Source organism: Roseobacter sp. S87 (assembly GCF_055693285.1).
This window is the reverse complement of record NZ_JBVFTR010000004.1, coordinates 3,088,114-3,110,489: the sequence shown is the minus strand read 5'-3', so window position 1 is coordinate 3,110,489 and position 22,376 is coordinate 3,088,114. Positions and strand designations below refer to the sequence as shown.

The window sequence follows — 22,376 nt, the reverse complement described above, 5'->3', positions numbered from 1 at the left end:
CGCGGGCGTTCGTCCGATCACGGTCTGATGAAACCGGACTTCGAAATGGAACGCAGGCTCATAGCGACCGGCATGCTTCGGGTCGCGGGCGTGGATGAAGTGGGGCGTGGACCGCTCGCGGGGCCGGTAACGGCCGCCGCGGTCATTCTCGATCCTGAAAACATCCCCGAAGGTCTGAATGATTCAAAGCAGCTGACGAAAAAACGACGTGAGCACCTTGCCGATCTGCTGGCCGGGTGTGCCGAGGTTTCGGTCGGGCATGCAACTGTCGCGGAAATTGAGCAGGAGAACATTTTGCGGGCCAGCCACATCGCAATGCAGCGCGCCCTCGCCGGACTGGCGTCTGCGCCGGATCACGTGCTGATTGACGGATCCATGGTCCCGCGCGGGCTGAACCTGCCTGCGACCCCGGTCGTAAAGGGCGACACGCGCTGCCTGTCCATTTCGGCGGCCTCCATCGTCGCGAAAATAGCGCGCGACAGGATCATGGTGGATTTGGCGCAACAGCATCCGGGCTATGGGTGGGAAACCAACATGGGTTATGGATCAAAAAGCCACATGGAAGCGCTTCGAAATCTTGGGCCGACCCCACACCATAGACGTACCTTCAAGCCGGTCCACAATATGTTGTATCAAGAGAAAATCGTAAGCAGTTGATTCAAAAAGAATTTGACCGCGAATCGCGTTTGAATCATCTTGGTCTCAACCAACGAGTGCAAAAAGCACCGGGACTGAGGCAGAATGATGAAAACGAAAACGAAGAGCGCTGCGGCGCTCCCCCTCAACACGATTCTGGATGGTGACTGCATCGAAATGATGAACAGTCTGCCGGAGGAATCGGTCGATCTTATCTTTGCAGACCCACCGTACAACCTGCAGCTCAAAGGTGATCTGCACCGCCCGGACAACAGCCGTGTGGATGCTGTGGATGACGCCTGGGACCAGTTCTCCAGCTTCAAGGCCTATGATGATTTCACCCGGGCCTGGCTGAAAGCGGCGCGCCGTCTGCTGAAACCCGATGGTGCGATCTGGGTGATCGGCAGCTACCACAACATTTTCCGGGTAGGAGCGGCGCTGCAGGACCAGGGGTTCTGGATTCTGAACGATGTCGTCTGGCGTAAATCCAACCCGATGCCTAATTTCCGTGGCAAGCGTTTTACAAACGCCCATGAAACCATGATCTGGGCAGGTAAGAGCGAGAACAGCAAATACACGTTTAACTATGAGGCGCTGAAATCCCTGAACGAGGGCATTCAGATGCGCTCGGACTGGGTGCTGCCCATCTGTAACGGGCATGAACGTCTGAAAGACGAGAAGGGTGAGAAAGCGCATCCGACACAAAAGCCCGAAAGCCTGCTGCACCGGGTGCTGGTCGGATCGACCAACCCGGGCGATGTGATCCTCGATCCGTTTTTCGGAACAGGCACCACAGGTGCCGTTGCGAAAATGCTGGGTCGGGATTTCATCGGGATCGAGCGCGAGGCCGCCTACCGGAAGGTCGCGGAGAAACGCATCAGCCGGGTGCGAAAATTCGACCGCGAAGCCCTCCAGGTCAGTGTATCAAAGCGGGCCGAGCCCCGCGTGCCGTTTGGCCAGTTGGTTGAACGCGGTATGCTGCGCCCGGGCGAAGAGCTGTATTCGATGAACAAGCGTCACAAGGCCAAGGTGCGCGCCGACGGAACCCTCGTCGGGGATGATGTCAAAGGCTCGATCCACCAGGTCGGTGCGGCACTCGAAAAAGCGCCGAGCTGCAATGGCTGGACGTACTGGTGTTTCCGGCGGGACGGAAAAACCGTTCCGATCGATGTTCTGCGCCAGCAGATCCGTTCCGAAATGGACAGCTGACACCACTGAAATTCTGAACACCGCCGGTGCCTGTGGCCTTCTGAACGAGGCTGCCTGTAAAGGCACACACCTCAAGCCCCGCCTTCTTTGGCGGGGTTTTTTTTATGAATCGTTGGCGTAGCGGTGTTTCTTTTTCCGGCGTGATTTCAGGGCATCATGGATAAACCGGGCACCAAAATCTGATTTGTCGACCACATGGCGGACACCTGCGATTTCGGCCTTCTGATACATGAAGGGGGTTGGAAAATCACTGACCATGATGACAGGGATGTCGGCATGTGTCGGATCTTCGGACAATTCGACGGCGAAATTCGCGCCTGTTCCATCCGGCAGACTGTTGTCCAGGAGAATGAGGTCGGTACGCATCTGGGACACGCGGTCGCGCGCCTCGGCCAGAGTAGCGGCCATCACGACCTTCATGTTGCCAAAGCTGCGTGCCATGATCCGGCGAAATTTTTCCTGATCGAACGCACTGTCTTCTACAACGAGACACGTTCCGCTGTGCCCGTTGTTGCCTGCCGTCATAGCCTGATTGAACATTTTCTACTCTCACGCCTCTCCACCTGATCCTGCATCATGTCCGAAAACCACTAACAATTGGTTTTCGCAGGCCCGGGTCGAATTCAGGTGTCTGCGTAAGCTGTCCAGTCGTCGATATCGGGGTAGTGTCGCCTGCGCCACGCCTGCACACGCGGGTGCATGATCCGCCGCCACAGTGGCGGGACCATCGCGGCCATGGTCATGACCGGATAGCCGAACGGGAGCTGGGGTGCCTCGTCGCCGGGATATGTCTGCAATACAGGGAACCGCCTGTCAGGCTTGAAATGGTGATCGGAATGACGCTGCAGATTGATCAGCAGCCAGTTTGAGGCCCGTTGGTCGGAATTCCAGGAATGGTGTGGCCTGACGGGTTCGTAATGGCCATTTTCCAGACGCCGGCGGGTCAGGCCGTAGTGTTCGATGTAGTTCACCAGCTCCAGCTGCCAGACTGCGGTGAAGGCCTGCAGAGCAAACAGACCCAGCCCTACCCAGCCGCTCAGTGTCAGGGCCAGCCCGATCATAAACGCCTGGAGGATCAGATACCGGCAGAATGGGTTGGCCGGGTTGGCCCAGTGTTGCTTTTTGCGTGCCAGCATATCCGCTTCGGCCCGGAAAGCAGACACCAGGGACTGCAACAGGACCCTGGGGAAGAACCTGTAGAAGCCTTCATCATAGCGCGCTGTCACAGCATCACGCGGTGTTCCGACCCAGCGGTGGTGGACCAGCAGGTGTTCCGACCGGAAATGCGAATAGAGCACCATCGCCAGTAACAGGTCGGCCATCCAGCGTTCAACACGGCTGCGCTGATGCATCAGCTCATGGCTGTAGTTGATGCCAACCGTTCCGGTGATCACGCCAACGCCGAAAAACAGCGCAAGACACTCTGCCGTGCCAAGGTGGTCCGCCCGCGGGACATACCATAGAAGCCAGAACAGCATGACGAACTGCACCGGCGCCCAGATCAGAGTGATGGCCGTGTGCCAGCGCAGCGCGTGCAATGGTGTCAAAGGATCTGCGTTTTCAGTATTCCGCCCGATGGCCAGGTCGAGACCTGAAAACAGGTACCACGTGACCAGCGGTAACAGGATCACTGTCCAGCCGCCCTGAAGCGCGCCCAGCAGCGCAAGTGGCGGCAAGGCCAGTGATACCCAGAAGGGAGCGGCACTGGATGGCGTGGATGCAGAAGCTGTGGCGTCGGACGGCATGGTCAGATCCTAAACTGACGCGCCGGCGGATGTCATGGCTGACGCTACGGCGTCTGGCGGGTCAGGTCGAATGCTTTGCGCATCACCGTGGGCAGATCAGAGGGCCGGAAGGTCTCCGGTTCACGAAAAGAGCCGCGATCAGGCGTCGCATCTGCCGGCAGCCATGCCGTCCTGACCTGCAGCACCAGGTGAAAATGCGTAAAGGTGTGGCGGACCTGAGCATCAAGCATGCGCCATTCGGCTTCACAGGGTGGTGCGGTGTCCTGCAGCGGGTCAGAAATGTCGCGCCACTCAGAACCGGGCCATCCCAGCATGCCGCCAAGCAGTCCTTTTTCCGGACGCGTTTCAAGCAACCACGCCCCATCCTCGCGCTGGCCCAGAAACACAACCCCGTGGCGCACCGGCTTGGCTTTTTTGGGCAGCTTCCGCGGCAGATCGGACGCGGTGCCCTGTTGCCTCGAAACGCAGGGATCGCGCCAGGGGCAGATGCCACAGGCCGGTGATCTTGGCGTGCAGATCGTGGCACCAAGGTCCATGACCGCCTGGGCATAGTCCCCGGGGCGGACCTCCGGGGTCAGCGCTTCCGCCTCCTGCATCAGTTCTGGTTTGGCATCGGGCAGGGGCGTGTGAATGTTGTGAAGCCGGGCCATGACGCGTTCGACATTGCCGTCCAGAACGGTGTGCGGCAGGTCAAACGCGATGGAAGACACCGCCGCCGCCGTGTAAGGTCCGATCCCCGGCAGTTTCAGCAATGCATCGTAGTCTGCCGGAAACTGTCCGCCACGATCGCTGACAACAGCACGCGCGCATTTCAGCAGGTTCCGCGCACGGGCATAATAACCAAGGCCTGCCCATTCCCCCATGACATCAGCGTCTTCTGCCGCCGCCAGATCGGCAACGGTGGGCCATCGCGCGGTAAAGCGCAGGAAATACTCTTTGACGGTGGCGACTGTGGTCTGCTGCAGCATAACCTCGGACAGCCAGACGCGGTACGGGTCCGGCAGAACCCCCGCTTTGCGTTCAGAAGGGGCAATCCGCCAGGGCATGACGCGCGCGTGGCGGTCGTACCAGTCCAGCAGCGCGTCGCTCAGCCCGGTGCCGGTGGTCGTGTCATAACGCAATATTTATCATCCTCCGGCCGGTCACGGGCTGGTTACCTCACCCTGCAATGGCTATGTTACCTCACAGGTTTCTGAGGGAAGATAGCGATGCCGCCGCGCCGCGCCAGTACAAAAGGATTCCGGCAGACGTCCAGCCTGTTGCAGGGCCGTATCCGTACGGCCAGCGAGAGCCGCGGATTTGCGCAGAGCCGGTTGCTGACGCATTGGGAAGAGATTGCCGGTGCTGACACGGCCGCTGTGTCCCGTCCGGTTGAGGTAAGCTATGGCCGTGGCGGCATGGGGGCGACGCTGACCCTGCTGACCACCGGCGCCAATGCACCGATGCTGGAGATGCAGAAAGATCAGCTGCGTGCCCGTGTGAATGCGGTCTATGGCTATAACGCTATTGCCCGGATCCGGGTGACCCAGACAGCAGCATCCGGTTTCGCCGAAGGACAGGTTGATTTCACCCACAAAAAGCAGGAAGCAGCCCCGGGAGCTGTTGACCCTGCCGTTCGGGAAGCCGCCATCGAAACAGCCAGACCGGTCGGGGACGACCGGCTCAGAGCGGCGTTGACCCGCCTTGGCGAGAACATTCTGACCAGATCAAACCGGTAAAAGGAAAACCCATGTCGCGTATGATGATTATCTCGGCTGCGGTAGCAGTCATTGGCCTTGGAGCATGGTTTGTCACCAGCCCGTCGGGCAGCCAGTCCACCCAGGTTTCGCAGGTCGACCCCATCGGGGCAGCCAACGCGCAGGAAAGCGACATTGACACGTCGGGCATTCAGGAAATGACCCTCGGCAATCCGGACGCGCCGGTGACCGTGATCGAATACGCAAGCTTTACCTGCCCGCATTGCGCCAGTTTCCACGCCGGAGCCTACAAACAGCTCAAGGCGGATTACATCGACACCGGCAAGATCAATTTTGTCTACCGTGAGGTCTACTTTGACCGGCCTGGCCTCTGGGCGTCGATGATCGCGCGCTGCGCGGGCACACCAACTGCATTCTTTGGAATGGCCGATCTGATTTATGAAGGTCAGTCCACATGGGCGCGCGCGGGAGACATGGTGTCCATTGTTGACGAACTGCGCCGTATCGGACGCCTTGCGGGCCTCGACGGCGATGCAATGGAAGCCTGTCTGCAGGATGCGGACAACGCCCGTACGCTTGTTGCATGGTACCAGGAAAACGCTCAGGCAGATGACATCAACAGCACACCCAGCTTTGTGATCAACGGCCAGAAATACTCCAACATGGCGTATTCCGACATGGCGGCGATCATCGACGCTGCTGCAGAGTAAATGTCTGCGCCTCTTCAGGGGCTGAAGGTTGTCGAACTTGCCCGGGTTCTTGCGGGACCCTGGGCAGGCCAGACGCTTTCTGATCTTGGATGTGATGTGATCAAGGTGGAAAGCCCTGCTGGCGATGACACGCGTCAGTGGGGGCCGCCATTTGTCACGCGGGGCGATGATGTTTCGGCGGCCTATTTCCACTCGACAAACCGGGGCAAAAAGTCGGTAACGGCCGATTTCAGGACACCTGAAGGTCAGGCAACGGTCCGGGAACTTCTGGCGGATGCAGACATCCTGATCGAGAATTTCAAGACCGGTGGACTCGCAAAATACGGGCTCGACTTTGAAACCCTGTCACGGGATTTCCCGTGTCTGATCTATTGCTCGATAACCGGTTTCGGTCATACGGGCCCCTATGCGTCGCGGGCTGGGTACGACTTCATCATTCAGGGCATGTCCGGGCTGATGTCTCTGACGGGTGAGCCCGAGGGCCAGCCCCAGAAATACGGCGTGGCCATCACCGATATCCTGACCGGCATTTACGCCACCACCGGGATCCTCGCGGCCGTCCACCAGCGCACACATACCGGACGCGGACAGCACATTGACATGTCCCTGATGGATGTAGCCGTGGCAGTCACGTCAAATCAGGCGCTGAACTACCTGACCACGGGCGAACCGCCGCGCCGTATGGGCAATGCCCATGTGAACCTGGCACCTTACCAGGTGTTCGACTGTGCCGATGGACATATCATCATCGCCACAGGAAACGATGGCCAGTACCAGCGCCTGTGCAGGCTACTGGGTCTTGATGACATGGCCACAGCGCCTGAATTTCTCAAAAACGAAAACCGTCTGGCGAACCGGGATGAGATGATCCGGCGGCTCACGGATGCCACGCGCCAGCGCACGCGCGCAGACCTTCTGGCAGCCTGCGAAGCCGAGGGTGTTCCGGCCGGCCCGATCAACGACATGGCAGATGTTATGGCGGACCCGCAGGTCATCGCACGCGGCATGGAGCTGTCACTGGATGGTGTGCCCGGTGTACGTGCGCCGTTTACATTTTCGGATGCAGAACTGGCCCTGCACAGGCCGGCTCCACGGCTGGGCGAAAACAACGAAGGCTGAGCCGTTCAGGGCGCTTTGAGGGCCGCCAGCTTTTCCAAGAGCGGGTTCGGCGTTTCCTGAAACTGCAGGCGCACCGGCAGCGTGATGACTTTCATCCGGAAAGCCGCTGGCAGCCGTACCGCGTCTTTTTCGGTTGTCACGAGCTGTGCGCCACGTGTTTTTGCATCTGCTTCCAGTCGGTTCATCAGTGCGGTTGTGAGGGGCTGATGATCGTCCAGCGGCTCGGCGTGGACGAGATCAGCGCCAAGCTGGCGGAGCGTGGCAAAGAACTTCTCGGGATGTCCGATGCCTGCAAAGGCCACGGCACGCATGTCGGACCAGTCCATACCGGTCTGAAGCGGGCTGAGTTCTGCCCGGACGTGCGGCAGGCTGGCCGGAAGGGGTGGGCGGGTCGCATCAAACGCCTGTTGTGCCGCGGCGTCGCCGATCGACAGCAGAACTTCGGCGCGGGCGAGACCTGTTGCAACAGGTTCGCGCAGCGGACCTGCCGGCAGGCAGCGTCCGTTGCCAAATCCCTTTGCTGCATCGACAACAATAACTGAAACATCCTTGTGCAGCGACGGGTTCTGAAATCCGTCGTCCAGAACCACAACAGTCGCCCCGGCCTCTTCGGCGGCTTTGCCACCGGCGGCGCGGTCTTCGGCGACCCAGACTTCGGCGAAGGCCGCCAGCAGCAGAGGTTCGTCTCCGACGTCTTCTGCGCTGTGACGGGCCGGATCCACACGCACCGGCCCTTTAAGCCTGCCACCATACCCGCGCGTGATGACATGGGGCGAGTGAAAGGCATCTGTCAGCGCACTCAGCACAGCGATGACGGTTGGTGTTTTGCCCGTCCCACCGGCATTGAGGTTTCCGACACAGATCACCGGTATCCCAAGGCGCTCCGGCTCTGAGCCGGCCAGCCGTCGCGCCGTGGCGCGCGCGTACAGCCATCCAAGGGGGACAGCAGCCGCGCCCGAACGCCCGGAGCTGCTGCCGGTCTGTACCAGAAGTCAGGCGCCTGCATGTGGCTGGCCCTCCCGCGCATCCAGTGCGCTTTCCACCAGCCCGATCACCCGGTCGGTCAGAGCGGCTCCCTTGCTGATCACATCCCATCCTGCGTGGGCCATCGCGGCCGCCTGATCCGGCGAGATCAGCTGTTGCACGGCGGCGCTGAGGCTGTCGGCATCGTTCACGATGCGTGCCGCACCGGCGTTTGCCAGCCGCGTGTAAAAGGGAAGATACCGCCGGACGTTCGGACCATAGAGCACAGCAGAACCGAGCGCTGCTGCCTCAAAAGGATTGCATCCGCCTGCGCCGGACATAAGTGAGCTGCCCAGAAACGATACCGGTGCGACCCGGTAGAACAGGCCGAGGTCCCGGGGGTCGTCAGCAATCATCACCTGGGTGTTGTCATCCGGCTCCTCGCCAGCGGACCAGTCACACAGCCGCATGCCTTCGGCGCGCACTTTGTCCGCAAAATCTGGTGCGTCGGACGCCTGTCGCGGATTCATGATCAGAAGAAGCCGGTGGGACATGCGCGATGCAGCGCGGTGGGCTGCGAGAACGGGGCCCGCCTCTTCGGGCTGCAGACACGCTGCCAGCCAGACCGGACGGCCCCCCATCATCGCAGACAGATCAGAGATGTCCCCATCATCGCAGGGCAGGGCCTGGCCACCCGCCTGCAGTGGCGGTGCCCGCTGCACCAGGTGGCTGTCGACACCCAGGGCTTCGATCCTCTCCGCAGCACCGGCCGACCGCACAAGAATGGCGTCGAACCCGTTCAGGATGCTGCGCGTCACATCGGGCAGCCAACGGTCATGACGACTGTCAAAACCGTCGCTCCCCGCATCAATCAGGATCATCCCGCACCCGGTTTGCAGCGTTCTGTCTATCAGCGATGGCCGCAGTTTACCCCAGACCCAGATGCCGAAATCCGGGTTATACGTTTTCAGAAACGTGTTGATCGCCTCGGGGTGTTCGGACGGGATGCGGTCCAGCGCAACTCCCTCGGGCGGAGTCCACCTCGTTCGGACATCGCGTGCAGCTTCGTTGTCCGGAAGCGTGACCAGAACCTGCAGTCCGTGGCGCGCACTGGTGATCCGGACAGCCAGATCCTGGACCGCAAGGAAATTTCCGGGCTCGGCGGCATGTATCCAGACCAGCTCGTCGCCGGACCTGCTGGCTTCGGGGACGTAGGTGCGCTCGGCTGTGTGACGTGACAGCGCACGCCAGGCCGCCAGCCCGAGAGAGCGGCCCATGACCTGTTACCCCAGCTCTTCTGTCGAAGAGGCAGCAGCTTCCTCGTCGCGCAGCCGGTGCAGGTGGGCGATGAAATATCGCATGTGCGCGTTGTCGACTGTCCGCTGCGCCTCTGATTTCCAGGCGTTGAAGGCTTCCTCATAGTTCGGAAAGATGCCCACGACATGAATATCATCGACGTTCTTGAAGATGTTGCGGGTCGGGTCGGTCAGCTCTCCGCCAAAGACGAGATGAAGCCGCTGTGTCATGAGAGGTGTCCTTTGTCCGGGGTGGTTGTGCCTTAGGTTGCGTATATGCCCGCCGGGGTCAAGCCACGCCGGCGCTGTCAGTCAGTGCTGCAGCGCATTCATAAGACCCGCGTGCATTGCCGGCCCTGCGGCGACGACGCCGTTCAGACGGGGGTCGGGGTTGTTGAACCGCAATGCGTTTCCGGCGCGGTCCGTGCAGGTGCCTCCGGCCTCAGTTACGATCAGCGCGCCTGCAGCGATGTCCCATTCCCAGGCCGGCCGGAACGTCAGCATTGCATCGAAACGGCCTTCTCCCACGAGGCTCAGCCGATACGCCAGGGATGGCCGGTGCGCGCGCCGGAAGGCAGGCACCCCATTGCGCCAGTGATCCGGATCAACCGCCGGTTTGGTGGCCAGAATGTCGGCGTCACGGGGCTCCTCGCGCGTTGATGCAGCGATGGGCTGCCCGTTCAGAAAAGCACCCCGCGTTTTCGCCGCGGTATAGAGCCTGTCCCGCAGGGGCATGAAAACGGCACCTGCCGTGACCTGACCCTGATGCACGATTGCGACCGAATGTGCCCAGGTCCGCGACCCCTCAACGAAACTGCGCGTACCATCGATCGGATCGACGACAAACAGCGTGTCATGGTTAAGCCGCGCGTCGCTGTCCTCGGTTTCTTCTGACAGCCAGCCATAGTCGGGCCGTGCAGTGCGCAGGACGGTTTCAAGATATGCATTTACCGCCAGATCAGCTTCAGTCACCGGTCCGGCGCCGCCGGGCTTGTCCCATCTTTCTGCCCGGTCCCCGGCATAGCTTGATGCAATCCGGCCTGCGATCCGGACGGCATCCGTGATGAGCGCGAGATCAGTTTCCTGCAAGGGTCATCCCCGGCACCAGCAGCGACGGCACGCGTCTGCTCAGATGCCGGCGCGCATCATTGGCGGGCACAACAGATGTCAGCATGTCGCGCAGGTTACCCGCAATCGTGCATTCGTTCACAGCGCCGGTGATCTCGCCGTTCTCGATCCACAGCCCCGCAGCACCACGTGAATAATCACCGGTGTTGGGGTTGATCGTCGACCCGATCATGGAGGTGACCAGCAGACCGTTACCCATGTCCCGGATCAGATCGTCACGGCTGACGGTGCCCGGTGTCAGCGTCACGTTCCACGTGCCAGGCGATGGCGCTGAAGACGTCCCGCGCGTGGCGTTCCCGGTGGATGGCATGCCCAGTTTGCGCCCCGTGGCCAGATCCAGTGTCCAACCGGTGAGGATGCCGTTTTCAACAATGCTGCGCGCCCGTGTCGGCAGGCCTTCGGCATCAAAGGGCCGGGAGCCTGCGGCCCGTGGCCGGTGCGGCTCTTCCAGAAGGCTGAGGGTATCGGGCAGAACCTGCTGACCCATCGCGTCGCGCAGCCACGACGCACCGCGTGCAACCGACGTTCCGTTAACAGCCGCCAGAAGATGGCCGATCAGCGAAGATGAAATCCGTTCGTCGAAAAGGACCGGATAGGTCCCGGTGGGCGGTTTGCGTGCATCGAGCCTCGCAAGTGCGCGTTCAGCGGCACGCTGTCCGATTTCAGCGGCGCTGCGCAGATCGTTCTGAAAAATCCGGCTGTCAGCGTCATAGTCGCGTTCCATGCCTGTGCCGGTTCCCGCAATGGCCACGCAGGACAGGCCACGGTCGGTTCTGTCGTAGCCGCCCGAAAATCCGTTGGAGGCCGCCAGATGTATTTCGCGCGCTGAATAGCCTGCCGAGGCCGATTGGACCTGCGAAACGCCCTGAACAGCCAGTGCGGCGCTCTCCGCCTCAAGGGCATCGCGCTGTAGTTCTTCGGGAGATGGCTCCGCCGTCGGATCGGAGAGTTCCAGCGCCGACGCATCCCGGTCTGTTGCCAGCTGTGCGGTGTCCGCGAGGCCGGAATGCGGATCCTCAGGCGCTTCGGCGGCCATCGCGACGGCGCGTTCAGCCATCTCGGTGATGGTACGGTCGCTCGTGTCAGAGGCCGACACAGTTGCGCTGCGCTGACCCAGAAAAACCCGCAGACCCAGATCAGTGCCTTCTGAGCGTTCGGCCTGTTCCAGCGTGCCGTTGCGCACGTCGATATTGACCGAGGTGCCGCGGATCACCATGGCGTCTGCGGCGCCCGCACCCGCCTGGCGCGCCGCATCCAGGAGTTTTTCAGAAAGATCTGCAATGGGCTGCGTCATGGGATACCTCGGGTCCTGCGCGTCGCGCGGTGTCTGCTGTATTGGGCCACGACGTAGCCGTGCAGTGCCCCTCCTGCAAGGGGCACCGCCAAAAACGCGCGCAGGTGCGCGCGCCTGGCTTTACTGAATACGCTGGCCGTTGGCGATGATGTGGCCCTGTTCGTTCATCTCAATCCGCGACGTGAGCGTGTCCGGAGCATCACCCGGGACGGCCAGCAGACCCATCATCATGCGAGCCGCCATCGCCTGTTCTTCGGGCAATAGACCGATGGCAACCAGATTGTCGATCAGGCCATTGCCCCCAACAAGGTCCAGATCAACCCCACCGACAGGGCGCGGAAACGGCATGTCAGTCTCCGGAAATTCAAAGCTGCCTTCGCCCTGCAGCGAAGCTCCGGCGATCTCCAGGCGCAGTTCGCGTACATCCAGGCTGTCGATATCTGCTGGTGCATCGTCGGCCTCGCCCGCCGCAGCTATTGAGGCAGGGTCAAGGAAGTCAAACAGAACCGTGGCCTTGCCGGCCAGATCAACCACCAGTGTGGCAGGGTCGCGGGGCAGGCGGCTGGCGCTGTCGAACATGTTCCACAGAAAGTCGTCCATCGTGAATTTCTCAAGGGACAGGAGCAGCGCAAAGTCAGCGGGCTCCTCGCTCTGGCGCAGCGGCATTCCAAGCTCAAACCCTGAGTCTTCTGCGGCAAAAGCAATCGGGAACGGCAGCGCACTTGTTTCATAGCTGGCGAGCAGATCGCTCTGCGTACCGCCGTAGCTCAGACCGTCACCGCTCATCTTCACATCAAGAACAGTTTCCCCGGTCGCAAGGTTCATGTTGAAATCGGCCTCGGCGCCGTTCGAGGTAACCTGATGCGTCGCGGGACCGGTCCGGAAATTTCCGCCGGCGGAAAACCCGGCAGCCAGCATTTCGCTCATGTTCAGCTGCTCGGTGACCAGCGCGGGCAGGTCTGACGTACCCTCAAAAGTAAGGTCGCTGATTTCACCGGTGATGCGCCCTTCGCCGTCACCCTCCGGATCCGCGAAACTGATGTGATACGTTGCGCCCGCAGCTGCTATCTGCTGGTCATAGACCCGGGTGCCCCCCAGGGTCATGGTTGTGGTCCCGGAAATGCCGGTCAGATCGCCCTCGGCCGTAAAAAAGGTGGTTCCGTCGATTTCCGGGCCGTTTGACAGGACAGAAATCGTGTCTGCTGTGTAGGTATACAGCATCTCAGCCGGTGTTCCGCTGGCACTGGCCACCAGACCGGAATGCCTGTATTCGACCGTGCTCGTGAAGGTTTCGCCATCGGGGCCGGAGAATTCCGAAACTACCGGAACGACAGGCGGCAGGATGATGTCGACAGCCCCACCGCCGGTCTCGGCCAGGTCGATGCTGTCGAGCTGGATGACCATTGATCCGGTGTCGGGTCCCAGAGATCCGGTGATCCGGATGTCACTGATGCTCAGCGTGTTACCGCTGCGCGTTTCCTGACCGTCAATCCGGTACCCGATACCAGCCATATAGGCGCTGATATCATTCCAGACGTCATCGGCTGTGACATCCGCGGAAAGAGGGCCGGCAAAGCAGAGAACTGCTGCAACGGGAACGGTGGCATTCTTTAAATGAAACATTCTGCGATCCTTTGGGAAACGTTTGCGCGCATCGTCTGTTATGGTCGTATGATGGTCAAGAGGCGGCGGGGCTGGACGATGTCCTGTGGCGGCACTAACACCTGTTTCAGAGAATTCAGCGGAGGACCCAGCAATGGATATGAGCCGGAAAACAGTCGTGATCACCGGTGCAAGCCGCGGTATCGGCGCAGAGGCTGCGCGGGTTTTCGCCGGAGCCGGTGCGAATGTCGTGCTGCTGGCCCGCAGTCAGGGTGCTATTGCAGATCTGGCCGGGGAAATCGGTGAACGGGCCATTGCGGTGCCCTGCAACGTAGCCCGGTATGGCGAGGTTGCGTCCGCGATGGCGACGGCTGCGGAGCAGTTTGGCGGTATTGATGTGCTCATCAACAACGCCGGGGCCATTGAGCCGATTTCGCACCTTGGGGAAGTGGACCCGGAAGGTTGGTCCGATGTTATTGATATCAATCTCAAGGGTGTCTTTCATTGTATCCACGCGGCGCTGCCGGCGATGAAAGCCGGCGGCGGGGGCTCCGTTCTGACCATCAGTTCCGGTGCCGCGCATAATGCCATCGAGGGCTGGAGCCACTACTGTTCGTCCAAAGCTGCGGTGAATATGCTGAACCGCTGCCTGCATCTTGAAGAAAGCGGTCATGGTATCCGCGCGATCGGGCTGTCGCCCGGGACGGTTGCCACCCAGATGCAGCGCGAGATCAAAGCGTCCGGAATCAACCGGGTCAGCCAGCTCGCATGGGAGGACCACATTCCGGCGGACTGGCCTGCGCGCACGCTGCTGTGGATGTGCGGCCCGGAAGCCGACGTATGGAAAGGCGACGAGATTTCGCTGCGGGATCCGGATATACGCAAAGCGGTCGGGCTGGTCTGAAGCGGGTCACCTTTTGCGCCGCCGGCCCGGGACTTTTGACTGAAACCCGGGCGGCCGCTTGCTGACCCAGGCTATGAATTTTGCAAGCCGCGGATGCGCCCGCAGTTTTTCTGGAGTGTCATAATCGCGCGCCAGCTCAGCCTCCGTGAGCGTGGCGTGGATTTCCCGGTGACAGATGTGATGCATCAGGATCACCGGACCGCCCTTGCCACCTTTCAGCTTGGGGATCAGATGATGCAGGCTCTGGCTGACATCGGGAGGGATGGGTCTGTGGCAGAGGGGGCACACAGGATCTGACATAGGACTTGCTCTGACTTGCGGGCACAGGCATGAACCTAGATGCAGACGCGCACAGAAAAAGAGGGGGTGGCCGTGGAATTTGATCTTTCCACCCAGCCGGAGATTGTACAGCAGGCTGCCGGATATGCCCTGCAGGTGTGGGAGCTGGCGATGTCCTGGGTTCTCAGCCCGGCGGCATGGTCACAGTTCGGGCTGCTCATTGTTGCCTGGCTGCTTGCCGTTTTCACGGCGCGGCGCCTGCGTGGTGGGCTGACCCGTCTTCTGACCCCGGATGAAAAGGCCGAAGGCTCTCTGGCACAGGCCCGGCGGTTTGCACTGACCCTGCTGCCTCTGCTGCTGCCCCTGCTGGCGTATGTCTTTACAGCAATCGGCGAAAGTGTTGTCCGCTCTCTCTTTGACAGCGGTGCTGTCATCGCTTTTGGCAAACGCGTTTTCATGTTTGTGGCGGCCCGGACACTGGCCCGGGAAATCCTGAACGATCCGTTGCTCAAGCTGCTTGGCCGCTACGTGCTGATCCCGGTTGCAGCGCTCTACGCACTGGGGCTACTCGACCTGCTTGTCGAACGGCTCAACGAAATGACGGTCAATCTGGGGAATATCTCCTTTTCGGCGATGTCGCTGGTGCGCGGCATTATCGCCGGCGGTATCCTCTTCTGGCTGGGGGGATGGTCCAACCGCCAGACCTCTCAGTTCATTGAAAAGCAGGAAGAAATGCGGCCGTCATTGCGCCAGCTTCTGGCGAAGGTCGTGGAGTTCAGCATCTTTGGCATCGCGTTTCTGCTGCTTCTGAACATTATGGGGATCAACCTGTCGGCGTTGGCGGTGATCGGCGGTGCGATCGGCGTTGGCCTTGGCTTTGGCCTGCAGAAAATCGCGTCCAACTTCATCTCCGGTGTCATCCTGCTGATCGAAGGGCAGGCCACCGTCGGCGACTACGTGGAGCTTGATGGTGGCGAATCCGGTCAGATTGTGCGGATGACGGCCCGCGCCGCTATTCTTGAAACCTTTGATGGTCGCTGGATCGTGGTCCCGAACGAAGATTTCATCACGACGCGTGTCGTCAATTATTCCGACAGCGGGTCCGCGAACCGTTATGAGGCACCTTTTTCGGTCAGCTATGACACGGATATCAATCTCGTTCCGGGCATTATTGAGGCCGCTGTTGCCACGCATCCGGATGTGCTCGATGCGCCGTATCCGCCCGATTGCGAGCTGCGTGGGTTTGGTGACAGCGGGATCGACTTCGCTGTCGAATTCTGGGTCAATGGTTTGGACGACGGGCCCAACAAATACACGTCCGATGTGCTCTTCCTGATCTGGAACGCGCTGAAAGAACACGACATCGAAATCCCGTACCCACAGCGCGTGGTGGAGCTCAAAGGCGGGCTGCCGCAGGCCGGGGCGTGAAACATGCGCTGATCGTCGGCGCGGGACCCGCAGGTCTGATGGCTGCCGATACACTGTCGGCGGCAGGTGTTCGGGTGACGGTCTGCGATGCGATGCCTTCGGTAGGGCGGAAATTCCTGATGGCGGGAAAATCCGGGCTGAACCTGACAATGGACGAGCCGTTTGACGCATTGCTGCCCAACTATGGTGACAGCGCGGAGTGGTTGCGGCCGATTCTCCGGGACTTTGAGGCCGGCGCAGTGCAGGCGTGGGCACGGGGTCTGGGGCAGGACATATTCACGGGATCAACCAGGCGTGTGTTCCCGCGCGCGATGAAGGCGTCGCCGCTCCTGCGGGCCTGGCTTGCGCGCCTGGCAGAGCAGGGCGTTACCCTGCGGCCACGGATGCGCTGGCAGGGATGGGATGCCGCAGGCGATGCCGTTTTCAACGGCCCGGACGGCACAGAACACATCCCATCTGATGTGACCGTGCTGGCGCTGGGCGGTAAGAGCTGGTCCAAGCTTGGTGCTGACGGGGCCTGGGCACCTGTACTGGAAACTGCAGGCGCGCCTGTTTCGCCATTTGCGTCGTCAAATGCCGGCCTTTCGGTGCAATGGACCGGGCATATGAACAGGCATTTCGGATCGGCGCTCAAGGCCGTGAGATGGCAGGCGGGACCACCGCAGTCGCGCGGCGAAGCTGTTTTGTCGGCGCGCGGGCTCGAAGGGGGCGGGATTTATGCGCTTTCACCTGCCCTCAGGGAGGGTGCCGCATTGAGTGTTGATCTGGTTCCTGATCTTACGAAAGAGCAACTGACCGGATCAAAAGCACCGGCCAAAGGGCGGACGCTGGCACACTGGCTCAAAAGCACACTGCGACTGCCACCGGTAAAATCCGCGCTGGTTTTTGAGATGGCAGGTGATAAGCGCGGCAATCGGGATGACTGGCCGCGGCTGGTCAGAAATCTGCCCGTGCGGCACGACGGTTTTCTGCCGATGGACGAAGCCATTTCGACAGTTGGTGGCGTTCCCATGGCGGGGGTCAATGACGAACTGATGCTGCGTGCAGTCCCTGGCGTCTTCTGTGCGGGTGAAATGCTGGACTGGGATGCGCCGACAGGTGGTTATCTGATTACTGCCTGCCTCGCGACAGGACGACACGCAGGTCTCGGTGCGTTGCGTTATCTTGAGGCGGCTGCCTGATACGCCGGTCTTTCGCGCAGGTTTTTCGCATAGGCAAACAACCTGTCGTCCACCCGCGGGAACTTGGCGCCGACCGACCAGTTGATGCAGTGACATGCCAGAATGTCAGGTATCGATAGGCTGTCCCCCATCAGAAACGGGCCGTCCAGCATGGTGGACAGTTTTTCCGCGGAGGCACTGAATTCTGCCTTCAGTGATTCCTTTATGGCGGGCATCCGCAGATCTTCGGGCAGGACAAAACTGTGTTTGGCCGCTGCCCAGAGAACCGCGTCCATTTCGTCGATCAGCCAGAAAGTTAGTGCATCCTGCCGCGCGCGCGCGACGGTGCCCGCGGGCGCTGTCAGACGACCATGTTTGTCAGCCAGATACGTCACAATTGCCATCGAATCGGTGAGCACGGCGTCGCCATCCAGAAGCGCCGGGACCTTGCCCGAAGGATTGTACCTGACGGCTTCTTCGGAACGGGGCGGGGCCGGAATATGCTCGTATGGCTCGCCAAGTTCTTCGAGCATCCAGAGAACGCGCATGGCGCGGGACTTTTGCGGACCGATAACTGTGTACATGATCTTTGATTCCGGTTCAGGATGGTTTTGCAGACCCTGTCATGGTGCCGGCGGGCTGACAACTGCTGACAGAAAACGGCAGTGGTCCGGTGTATCCCCGACAGGGAAAACCAACAGGAGAGTGTCATGTCCCGGACCGGAAGCTGCCTCTGCGGCGCTGTAAATTTCAAGATCAATAAAGACATCACCGAAACCGGTGCCTGCCATTGCGGGATGTGCCGGAAATGGAGCGGCGGTGTCTTTCTGGGCGTTGAGGTTCCCGGCGATCAGATCGAGATCGACGGCCGCGAAAATCTGGCCACCTATGCATCATCCCCCTGGGCGGAAAGAGTTTTCTGCAAAACCTGTGGCAGCAGTCTGTGGTACCGCGTCACGGCATCCGGACCGCATGAGAACGCGTATCACATCGGTTTTGGTACCTTTGATATGGAGGACGGTATCGCGCTGACCGGTGAAATCTTCATCGACAAAAAGCCGGATGGTTACAGCTTCGCAGAGGAAACGCATAAAATGACCGAAGCGGAGGTTATGGCCATGTTTGGTGGTGCTGAAGGCTAGCGCGCGCCGAGCATTGCGAGCCGGATAAAGGCGCGCTCGACCAGCGCCATACCAGGCGCATGTTGCCCGGCGGAGCGCAGCTGCAGATCCGTATCTGTCAGAACGGTCAGGGCCGTTTCCAGACGCGCAGCACCCCACCGACGCGACTGTGCCAGCATCCGGTCTCGGTGCGGGCCGAAAATGGTGGGGCGCCCTGATGTATCACTCGCTGCGCGGTGCAGCGCCCGGAAATGGCGCATCGCCCCGATGCACAGCCCCACAGGTGTTGCCCCCTGAGCGGTCAGCTTCTGCATGACCGGACCGATTTCCTGTGCGCGGGCCTCGGCCACGACCATCAGGATGTCATCGATTGCGGCCTCTGTGGATGTGGGTGCACAGGCCGCCACATCAGCTTCGGACACCGGGTCCTGATCGCCCAGCTTGTAGAGCGCCAGTTTTTCGACCGTCTGGCGGAAATCACCCGGGTCCAGCGCCTGGGCAAGATCCCCAAGGGCTGCCATGACATCACCGGACGGCAGGTCCAGCCCGGACTCCCTGAGGGACTGTTCAATCTCGGCGCGCGTGGGCGGGTTGTCATAGATGCCTGTCGCATAGGCATTGGGATGTGCTTCAAACGCCTTGCGCAGTTTTGACGTCGGTTTCAGATCCCCTGCGGTGACGACAATCTGCGCATCACCGTCCTGCCAGGCGTCGAGGGCCGCGAGAATAGCGGGGCCGGTGTTTTCGTTGGCGTCCTCAACAAACACCGCACGCTGTCCGGGGAAAAACCCGACCGCCTTGATGGCGTCGACCAGCATTGCGGGGTCTTTGCGCAGTTCGTTCCCGTTCATCCGGGTCAGACGCATTTCTTCTTCGGCGGTGGGCCCCAGCAGTGCGGCCAGCATCTGCTGGCGCTTCAGCGCCACACGCATGCCGTCCCGGCCAAAAATCAGAATGCCGGTCCTGCGCGGGTCCGGTTTTGCGAAATACCCCGTTGCATCACGCGTCGAGAGCTTCATGTCAGATCGGCGCTAAGCAGCCTGACGATGATCTGATCACCCAGCAGCACCATAAGACGCTGCTGTGCATCCTGCTCGGCTGCGAGCGTTGCAACTGTTGTGTCCGCCGCAGAATATCCGGTGAAGTTGTCGACAAGTCCGGACAGCACGATCCGGCCGGTTTCGTTGTCTATCAGCGTATAATCCGCACTGCCGAGCAGATTCAGGCGGGTAATGTCGCCTTCGCTATCGATCGCCAGATTCTCCTGCGCTGTCCTGACATTCAGAGAAAGCCGGTATCCCGCGTTTACAGATCGGCCCAGCCGTTCTTCGATACGCCGCGTGATGAGGTAGCCGTTTTCCGTCTGTGGTTCGTCGATCAGGATGTTGTTCTGCAGGCGCGTCCCGTTGCCACCCGTGCCATAGACGGGCGTGAAACCGCAGGCTGCAAGTGCGAGCGGCAGGCAGATCAGAGCACGGCGGCTATACAACGACATTCACAATACGTCCCGGAACTACGATAACCTTCTTTGGCGTTGCGCCATCAAGGGTCCGGATGACAGCCTGGTCGGCGAGGGCGACTTTTTCAACCTCTTCCTTGCTCATATCCGCGGGTACAGTGATCTCGGCGCGGCGTTTGCCGTTGACCTGAATGGGCAGCGTAACGGTGTCTGAGACCAGCATCGCGTCATCCGCAACCGGCCAGGGTGCGGTGGTGATCAGGCCTTCGCCGCCCTGATGGGCCCAGATGTCTTCGGAAAGATGCGGCGTCATTGGCGACATAAGCTGGGCCAGGGTCATAACGGCCTGGCGCTGCGCGCCATATCCCGCATTGGACTTCTGCAAAGCTGCTGTAAATGCATAGAGTTTCGCAATGGCCGCGTTAAACCCGAAGCTTTCGATGCCCATCGTGACATCGTGGATGCAGCTGTGCATCGCGCGGAGCAGTTCGTCGTCCCCGCTGCCCGATGCCTCTTTGTCCATCTGAGCAATGCGGTCTGAAATGTTCCAGACGCGGGAAAGGTGTTTATAGGCGGCTTCCGCACCCGATGCCGTCCACTCCACGTCCCGCTCCGGCGGGCTGTCGCTTAGAACGAACCAGCGCGCTGTGTCTGCGCCATAGGCGGAAATGATATTGACCGGGTCGACCACGTTTTTCTTGGACTTGGACATTTTGGCAGACGGGATGATTTCCACGTCAGTTCCGTCAGCAAGTCTGCCGTCTGTCACATCCTCGGGCAGGTGATACACGGGGCGGCCTTTGTCATCGCGTGTCTGATAGATTTCATGCGTAACCATGCCCTGAGTGAAAAGCGCGTCGAAAGGTTCGACGGCGGATTCGGGCAAATGGCCTGTGATCTGCATCGCGCGGGCAAAGAACCGGGAGTAAAGCAGGTGCAGAATCGCATGTTCGATCCCGCCGATGTACTGGTCAACATTCATCCAGTAGCCGGCATCGTCCGCAACAGTGGGTGTGTGAGCACGGGGGCCGTGAACCGGGCGAAATACCAGGAGCTGTCGACGAATGTGTCCATTGTATCCGTCTCGCGCAGGGCGTCGCTGCCACATGCGGGGCAGGCGCATTTGCGCCATGTCGGATGGCGGTCAAGCGGATTGCCCGGCGTGTCGAAACTGACATCATAGGGCAGTTCGATCGGCAGGTTTTCTTTCTTTTCGGGCACGACACCGCAGGCATCGCAGTGCACAACCGGAATCGGGCAGCCCCAGTACCGCTGGCGCGAAAGACCCCAGTCGCGCAGGCGGTATTTTGTCTGGCCTGTGCCAAGGTTGTTGGCCTCGAACCAATCAATGGTCGCATCAATGCCCTGCTGGCTTGTCACCTCTCCCACGCCGGCAAAGTGCTCAATATAGACAACTTTTTCAGTCTTGGCCGGAACAAGTGCTTCGTTTTCGACCTCGGTCTCATGTCCCGGCATATAGAACGCGTTCTGTACGGGCAGGTCATATTTCCGCGCAAAATCCAGATCGCGCTGGTCGTGCGCCGGACAGCCAAAGACAGCGCCGGTGCCGTAATCCATCAACACGAAGTTCCCGATCCAGACAGGCAGCTCGATGTCGCTGTCCACCGGGTGCGCCACGCGCAATCCGGTGTCGATACCTTTCTTCTCGGCCTTTTCCATAGCCGCTTCGGTCGTATCCATCTTGCGGCACTCGTCGATGAAGCTTGCCAGCTGCGGGTTTTCGCTTTCCAGCGCCTTTGACACCGGGTGATCCGGTGAAATGGCAATGAACGAGGCGCCGCGCATCGTATCCGGCCGCGTGGAATAACACAGGATGTCACCCTGGCCGTCCGTTCGGTGGAAGGGGATTTCGATCCCTCTGCTTTCGCCGATCCAGTTCTCCTGCATCAGACGCACTTTTGCGGGCCAGTTTTCAAGGCCTGCGAGGGCATCTTTCAGCTCGCCCGCCATGTCAGAAATTTTAAAGAACCATTGCGTCAGCTCGCGCCGCTCGACATCGGCGCCCGAACGCCAGCCTTTGCCGTCGATTACCTGTTCATTGGCCAGAACGGTCATATCGACAGGGTCCCAGTTCACCTGCGCATTTTTGCGGTACACGAGGCCCGCTTCCAGGAAGTCGAGGAAAAGCGCCTGTTGCTGACCGTAGTATTCCGGGTCACAGGTCGCGAATTCCCGGGACCAGTCGATCGACAGGCCCAACGGTTTCATCTGGTCGCGCATGTCGGCGATATTGCGGTAGGTCCAGTCTTTGGGATGCCCACCGATGGCCATCGCTGCGTTTTCCGCGGGCATCCCGAAGGCGTCCCAGCCCATCGGGTGCAGCACATTGTGCCCGGTGGCCAGTTTGTACCGCGCGATGACGTCACCCATCGTGTAGTTGCGGACATGGCCCATATGGATACGTCCCGAAGGATACGGGAACATCTCGAGCACGTAGTATTTTGGCTTGTCTGCGGACCTTACGGCCCGGAAAACTTCGTCGCGGTTCCAGACTTCCTGCCAGCGGCTTTCGATCTCTGCCGGGGTGTAACGCGCCATTTTTGCGTCCTTTTTAACGTATCAGCGCCGGGACCCGGTCTGTTGTGGGTGCCCGGCGCGGGAAGATT

21 protein-coding genes and 2 pseudogenes are annotated in these 22,376 nt (G+C 60.5%); 9 read left to right on the top strand and 14 right to left on the bottom strand.

Going from position 1 to position 22,376, the window contains the following annotated elements; all coding sequences use genetic code 11:
• Positions 1-27 precede the first annotated feature (27 nt).
• Together ACZ1HA_RS16190 and ACZ1HA_RS16185 are read left to right on the top strand one after the other, a co-directional pair.
• Positions 28-657 (top strand): ribonuclease HII, encoded by a 630-nt coding sequence (locus ACZ1HA_RS16190; protein ID WP_472714609.1) that lies wholly within the window; start codon positions 28-30, stop codon positions 655-657.
• An 87-nt stretch (positions 658-744) separates the two neighbouring features.
• The gene (locus tag ACZ1HA_RS16185; RefSeq protein ID WP_375230927.1) at positions 745-1,845 is read left to right on the top strand and encodes a site-specific DNA-methyltransferase; all 1,101 of its coding nucleotides are present in this window, start codon (positions 745-747) and stop codon (positions 1,843-1,845) included.
• Positions 1,846-1,947: 102 nt separating this feature from the next.
• Here ACZ1HA_RS16185 and ACZ1HA_RS16180 read toward each other — a convergent pair whose 3' ends face one another.
• The 3 genes from ACZ1HA_RS16180 to ACZ1HA_RS16170 all read right to left on the bottom strand — a co-directional run bounded on the left by ACZ1HA_RS16180 (position 1,948) and on the right by ACZ1HA_RS16170 (position 4,636).
• Positions 1,948-2,385: a response regulator gene (locus tag ACZ1HA_RS16180; RefSeq protein WP_375229619.1), complete on the bottom strand. Its 438-nt coding sequence runs from the start codon at positions 2,383-2,385 to the stop codon at positions 1,948-1,950.
• Between the two features lie 83 nt (positions 2,386-2,468).
• Positions 2,469-3,590 carry an alkane 1-monooxygenase gene (locus ACZ1HA_RS16175; RefSeq protein ID WP_472714608.1) on the bottom strand — a complete coding sequence of 374 codons (1,122 nt, stop codon included), beginning with the start codon at positions 3,588-3,590 and terminating at the stop codon, positions 2,469-2,471.
• Positions 3,591-3,634: 44 nt separating this feature from the next.
• Positions 3,635-4,636, bottom strand: a complete 1,002-nt coding sequence (locus ACZ1HA_RS16170) for an A/G-specific adenine glycosylase (RefSeq protein ID WP_472715341.1) — start codon at positions 4,634-4,636, stop codon at positions 3,635-3,637.
• Positions 4,637-4,798: 162 nt separating this feature from the next.
• Between ACZ1HA_RS16170 and ACZ1HA_RS16165 the strand changes: the two genes are divergently transcribed.
• From ACZ1HA_RS16165 to ACZ1HA_RS16155, 3 genes are read left to right on the top strand one after another with little or no spacing between them, the layout of a single operon-like run.
• Positions 4,799-5,308, top strand: a complete 510-nt coding sequence (locus tag ACZ1HA_RS16165; protein WP_375229621.1) for a DUF721 domain-containing protein — start codon at positions 4,799-4,801, stop codon at positions 5,306-5,308.
• A gap of 11 nt (positions 5,309-5,319) precedes the next feature.
• Positions 5,320-5,997 (top strand): DsbA family protein, encoded by a 678-nt coding sequence (locus tag ACZ1HA_RS16160; protein ID WP_375229622.1) that lies wholly within the window; start codon positions 5,320-5,322, stop codon positions 5,995-5,997.
• Positions 5,998-7,116: a CaiB/BaiF CoA transferase family protein gene (locus ACZ1HA_RS16155; RefSeq protein ID WP_472714607.1), complete on the top strand. Its 1,119-nt coding sequence runs from the start codon at positions 5,998-6,000 to the stop codon at positions 7,114-7,116. It begins immediately after the preceding gene.
• 5 nt (positions 7,117-7,121) lie between these two features.
• Here the strand turns inward: ACZ1HA_RS16155 and lpxK are convergent.
• The 6 genes and pseudogenes from lpxK to ACZ1HA_RS16125 all read right to left on the bottom strand — a co-directional run bounded on the left by lpxK (position 7,122) and on the right by ACZ1HA_RS16125 (position 13,419).
• A pseudogene (gene lpxK, locus ACZ1HA_RS16150) lies at positions 7,122-8,122 on the bottom strand (tetraacyldisaccharide 4'-kinase).
• Entirely contained in the window at positions 8,109-9,356 is a 1,248-nt protein-coding gene (locus tag ACZ1HA_RS16145) for a 3-deoxy-D-manno-octulosonic acid transferase (protein ID WP_472714606.1), read from the bottom strand. The pseudogene lpxK and the gene ACZ1HA_RS16145 overlap by 14 nt, the downstream one beginning before the upstream one ends.
• Positions 9,357-9,362: 6 nt before the next feature.
• Complete coding sequence (locus tag ACZ1HA_RS16140; RefSeq protein ID WP_375229626.1) at positions 9,363-9,605, bottom strand: DUF4170 domain-containing protein; 243 nt, start codon at positions 9,603-9,605, stop codon at positions 9,363-9,365.
• Between the two features lie 81 nt (positions 9,606-9,686).
• Positions 9,687-10,463 carry an inositol monophosphatase family protein gene (locus tag ACZ1HA_RS16135; protein WP_472714605.1) on the bottom strand — a complete coding sequence of 259 codons (777 nt, stop codon included), beginning with the start codon at positions 10,461-10,463 and terminating at the stop codon, positions 9,687-9,689.
• On the bottom strand, positions 10,450-11,796 hold the full coding sequence (locus tag ACZ1HA_RS16130) for a TldD/PmbA family protein (protein WP_472714604.1): 1,347 nt from the start codon (positions 11,794-11,796) through the stop codon (positions 10,450-10,452). Before ACZ1HA_RS16130 ends, ACZ1HA_RS16135 begins: the two co-directional genes overlap by 14 nt.
• A 120-nt stretch (positions 11,797-11,916) precedes the next feature.
• On the bottom strand, positions 11,917-13,419 hold the full coding sequence (locus ACZ1HA_RS16125) for a DUF2125 domain-containing protein (protein WP_472714603.1): 1,503 nt from the start codon (positions 13,417-13,419) through the stop codon (positions 11,917-11,919).
• 133 nt (positions 13,420-13,552) lie between these two features.
• Here ACZ1HA_RS16125 and ACZ1HA_RS16120 point away from each other — a divergent pair, with 133 nt between their 5' ends.
• The gene (locus ACZ1HA_RS16120; protein ID WP_472714602.1) at positions 13,553-14,302 is read left to right on the top strand and encodes an SDR family oxidoreductase; all 750 of its coding nucleotides are present in this window, start codon (positions 13,553-13,555) and stop codon (positions 14,300-14,302) included.
• A 6-nt stretch (positions 14,303-14,308) separates the two neighbouring features.
• Here ACZ1HA_RS16120 and ACZ1HA_RS16115 read toward each other — a convergent pair whose 3' ends face one another.
• Positions 14,309-14,602 (bottom strand): HNH endonuclease family protein, encoded by a 294-nt coding sequence (locus tag ACZ1HA_RS16115; protein WP_472714601.1) that lies wholly within the window; start codon positions 14,600-14,602, stop codon positions 14,309-14,311.
• 39 nt (positions 14,603-14,641) lie between these two features.
• Here ACZ1HA_RS16115 and ACZ1HA_RS16110 point away from each other — a divergent pair, with 39 nt between their 5' ends.
• Both ACZ1HA_RS16110 and ACZ1HA_RS16105 read left to right on the top strand, forming a co-directional pair.
• Positions 14,642-16,009, top strand: a complete 1,368-nt coding sequence (locus ACZ1HA_RS16110; RefSeq protein WP_375229631.1) for a mechanosensitive ion channel family protein — start codon at positions 14,642-14,644, stop codon at positions 16,007-16,009.
• The gene (locus tag ACZ1HA_RS16105; protein ID WP_472714600.1) at positions 16,006-17,190 is read left to right on the top strand and encodes a TIGR03862 family flavoprotein; all 1,185 of its coding nucleotides are present in this window, start codon (positions 16,006-16,008) and stop codon (positions 17,188-17,190) included. Before ACZ1HA_RS16110 ends, ACZ1HA_RS16105 begins: the two co-directional genes overlap by 4 nt.
• On the opposite strand, the gene ACZ1HA_RS16100 is transcribed toward ACZ1HA_RS16105, so the two are convergent.
• The gene (locus ACZ1HA_RS16100; RefSeq protein ID WP_472714599.1) at positions 17,169-17,753 is read right to left on the bottom strand and encodes a glutathione S-transferase family protein; all 585 of its coding nucleotides are present in this window, start codon (positions 17,751-17,753) and stop codon (positions 17,169-17,171) included. The genes ACZ1HA_RS16105 and ACZ1HA_RS16100 overlap by 22 nt on opposite strands.
• A gap of 126 nt (positions 17,754-17,879) precedes the next feature.
• Here ACZ1HA_RS16100 and ACZ1HA_RS16095 point away from each other — a divergent pair, with 126 nt between their 5' ends.
• On the top strand, positions 17,880-18,311 hold the full coding sequence (locus tag ACZ1HA_RS16095; protein ID WP_472714598.1) for a GFA family protein: 432 nt from the start codon (positions 17,880-17,882) through the stop codon (positions 18,309-18,311).
• Here the strand turns inward: ACZ1HA_RS16095 and holA are convergent.
• From holA to leuS, 3 genes and pseudogenes are all read right to left on the bottom strand, one after another.
• A complete protein-coding gene (gene holA / locus ACZ1HA_RS16090; RefSeq protein WP_472714597.1) occupies positions 18,308-19,309 on the bottom strand; it encodes a DNA polymerase III subunit delta in 1,002 nt (333 codons plus the stop codon). The genes ACZ1HA_RS16095 and holA overlap by 4 nt on opposite strands.
• Complete coding sequence (lptE, locus tag ACZ1HA_RS16085) at positions 19,306-19,785, bottom strand: LPS assembly lipoprotein LptE (protein ID WP_375229635.1); 480 nt, start codon at positions 19,783-19,785, stop codon at positions 19,306-19,308. Before lptE ends, holA begins: the two co-directional genes overlap by 4 nt.
• A pseudogene (leuS, locus tag ACZ1HA_RS16080) lies at positions 19,772-22,308 on the bottom strand (leucine--tRNA ligase). Before leuS ends, lptE begins: the two are co-directional and overlap by 14 nt.
• Positions 22,309-22,376 lie beyond the last annotated feature (68 nt).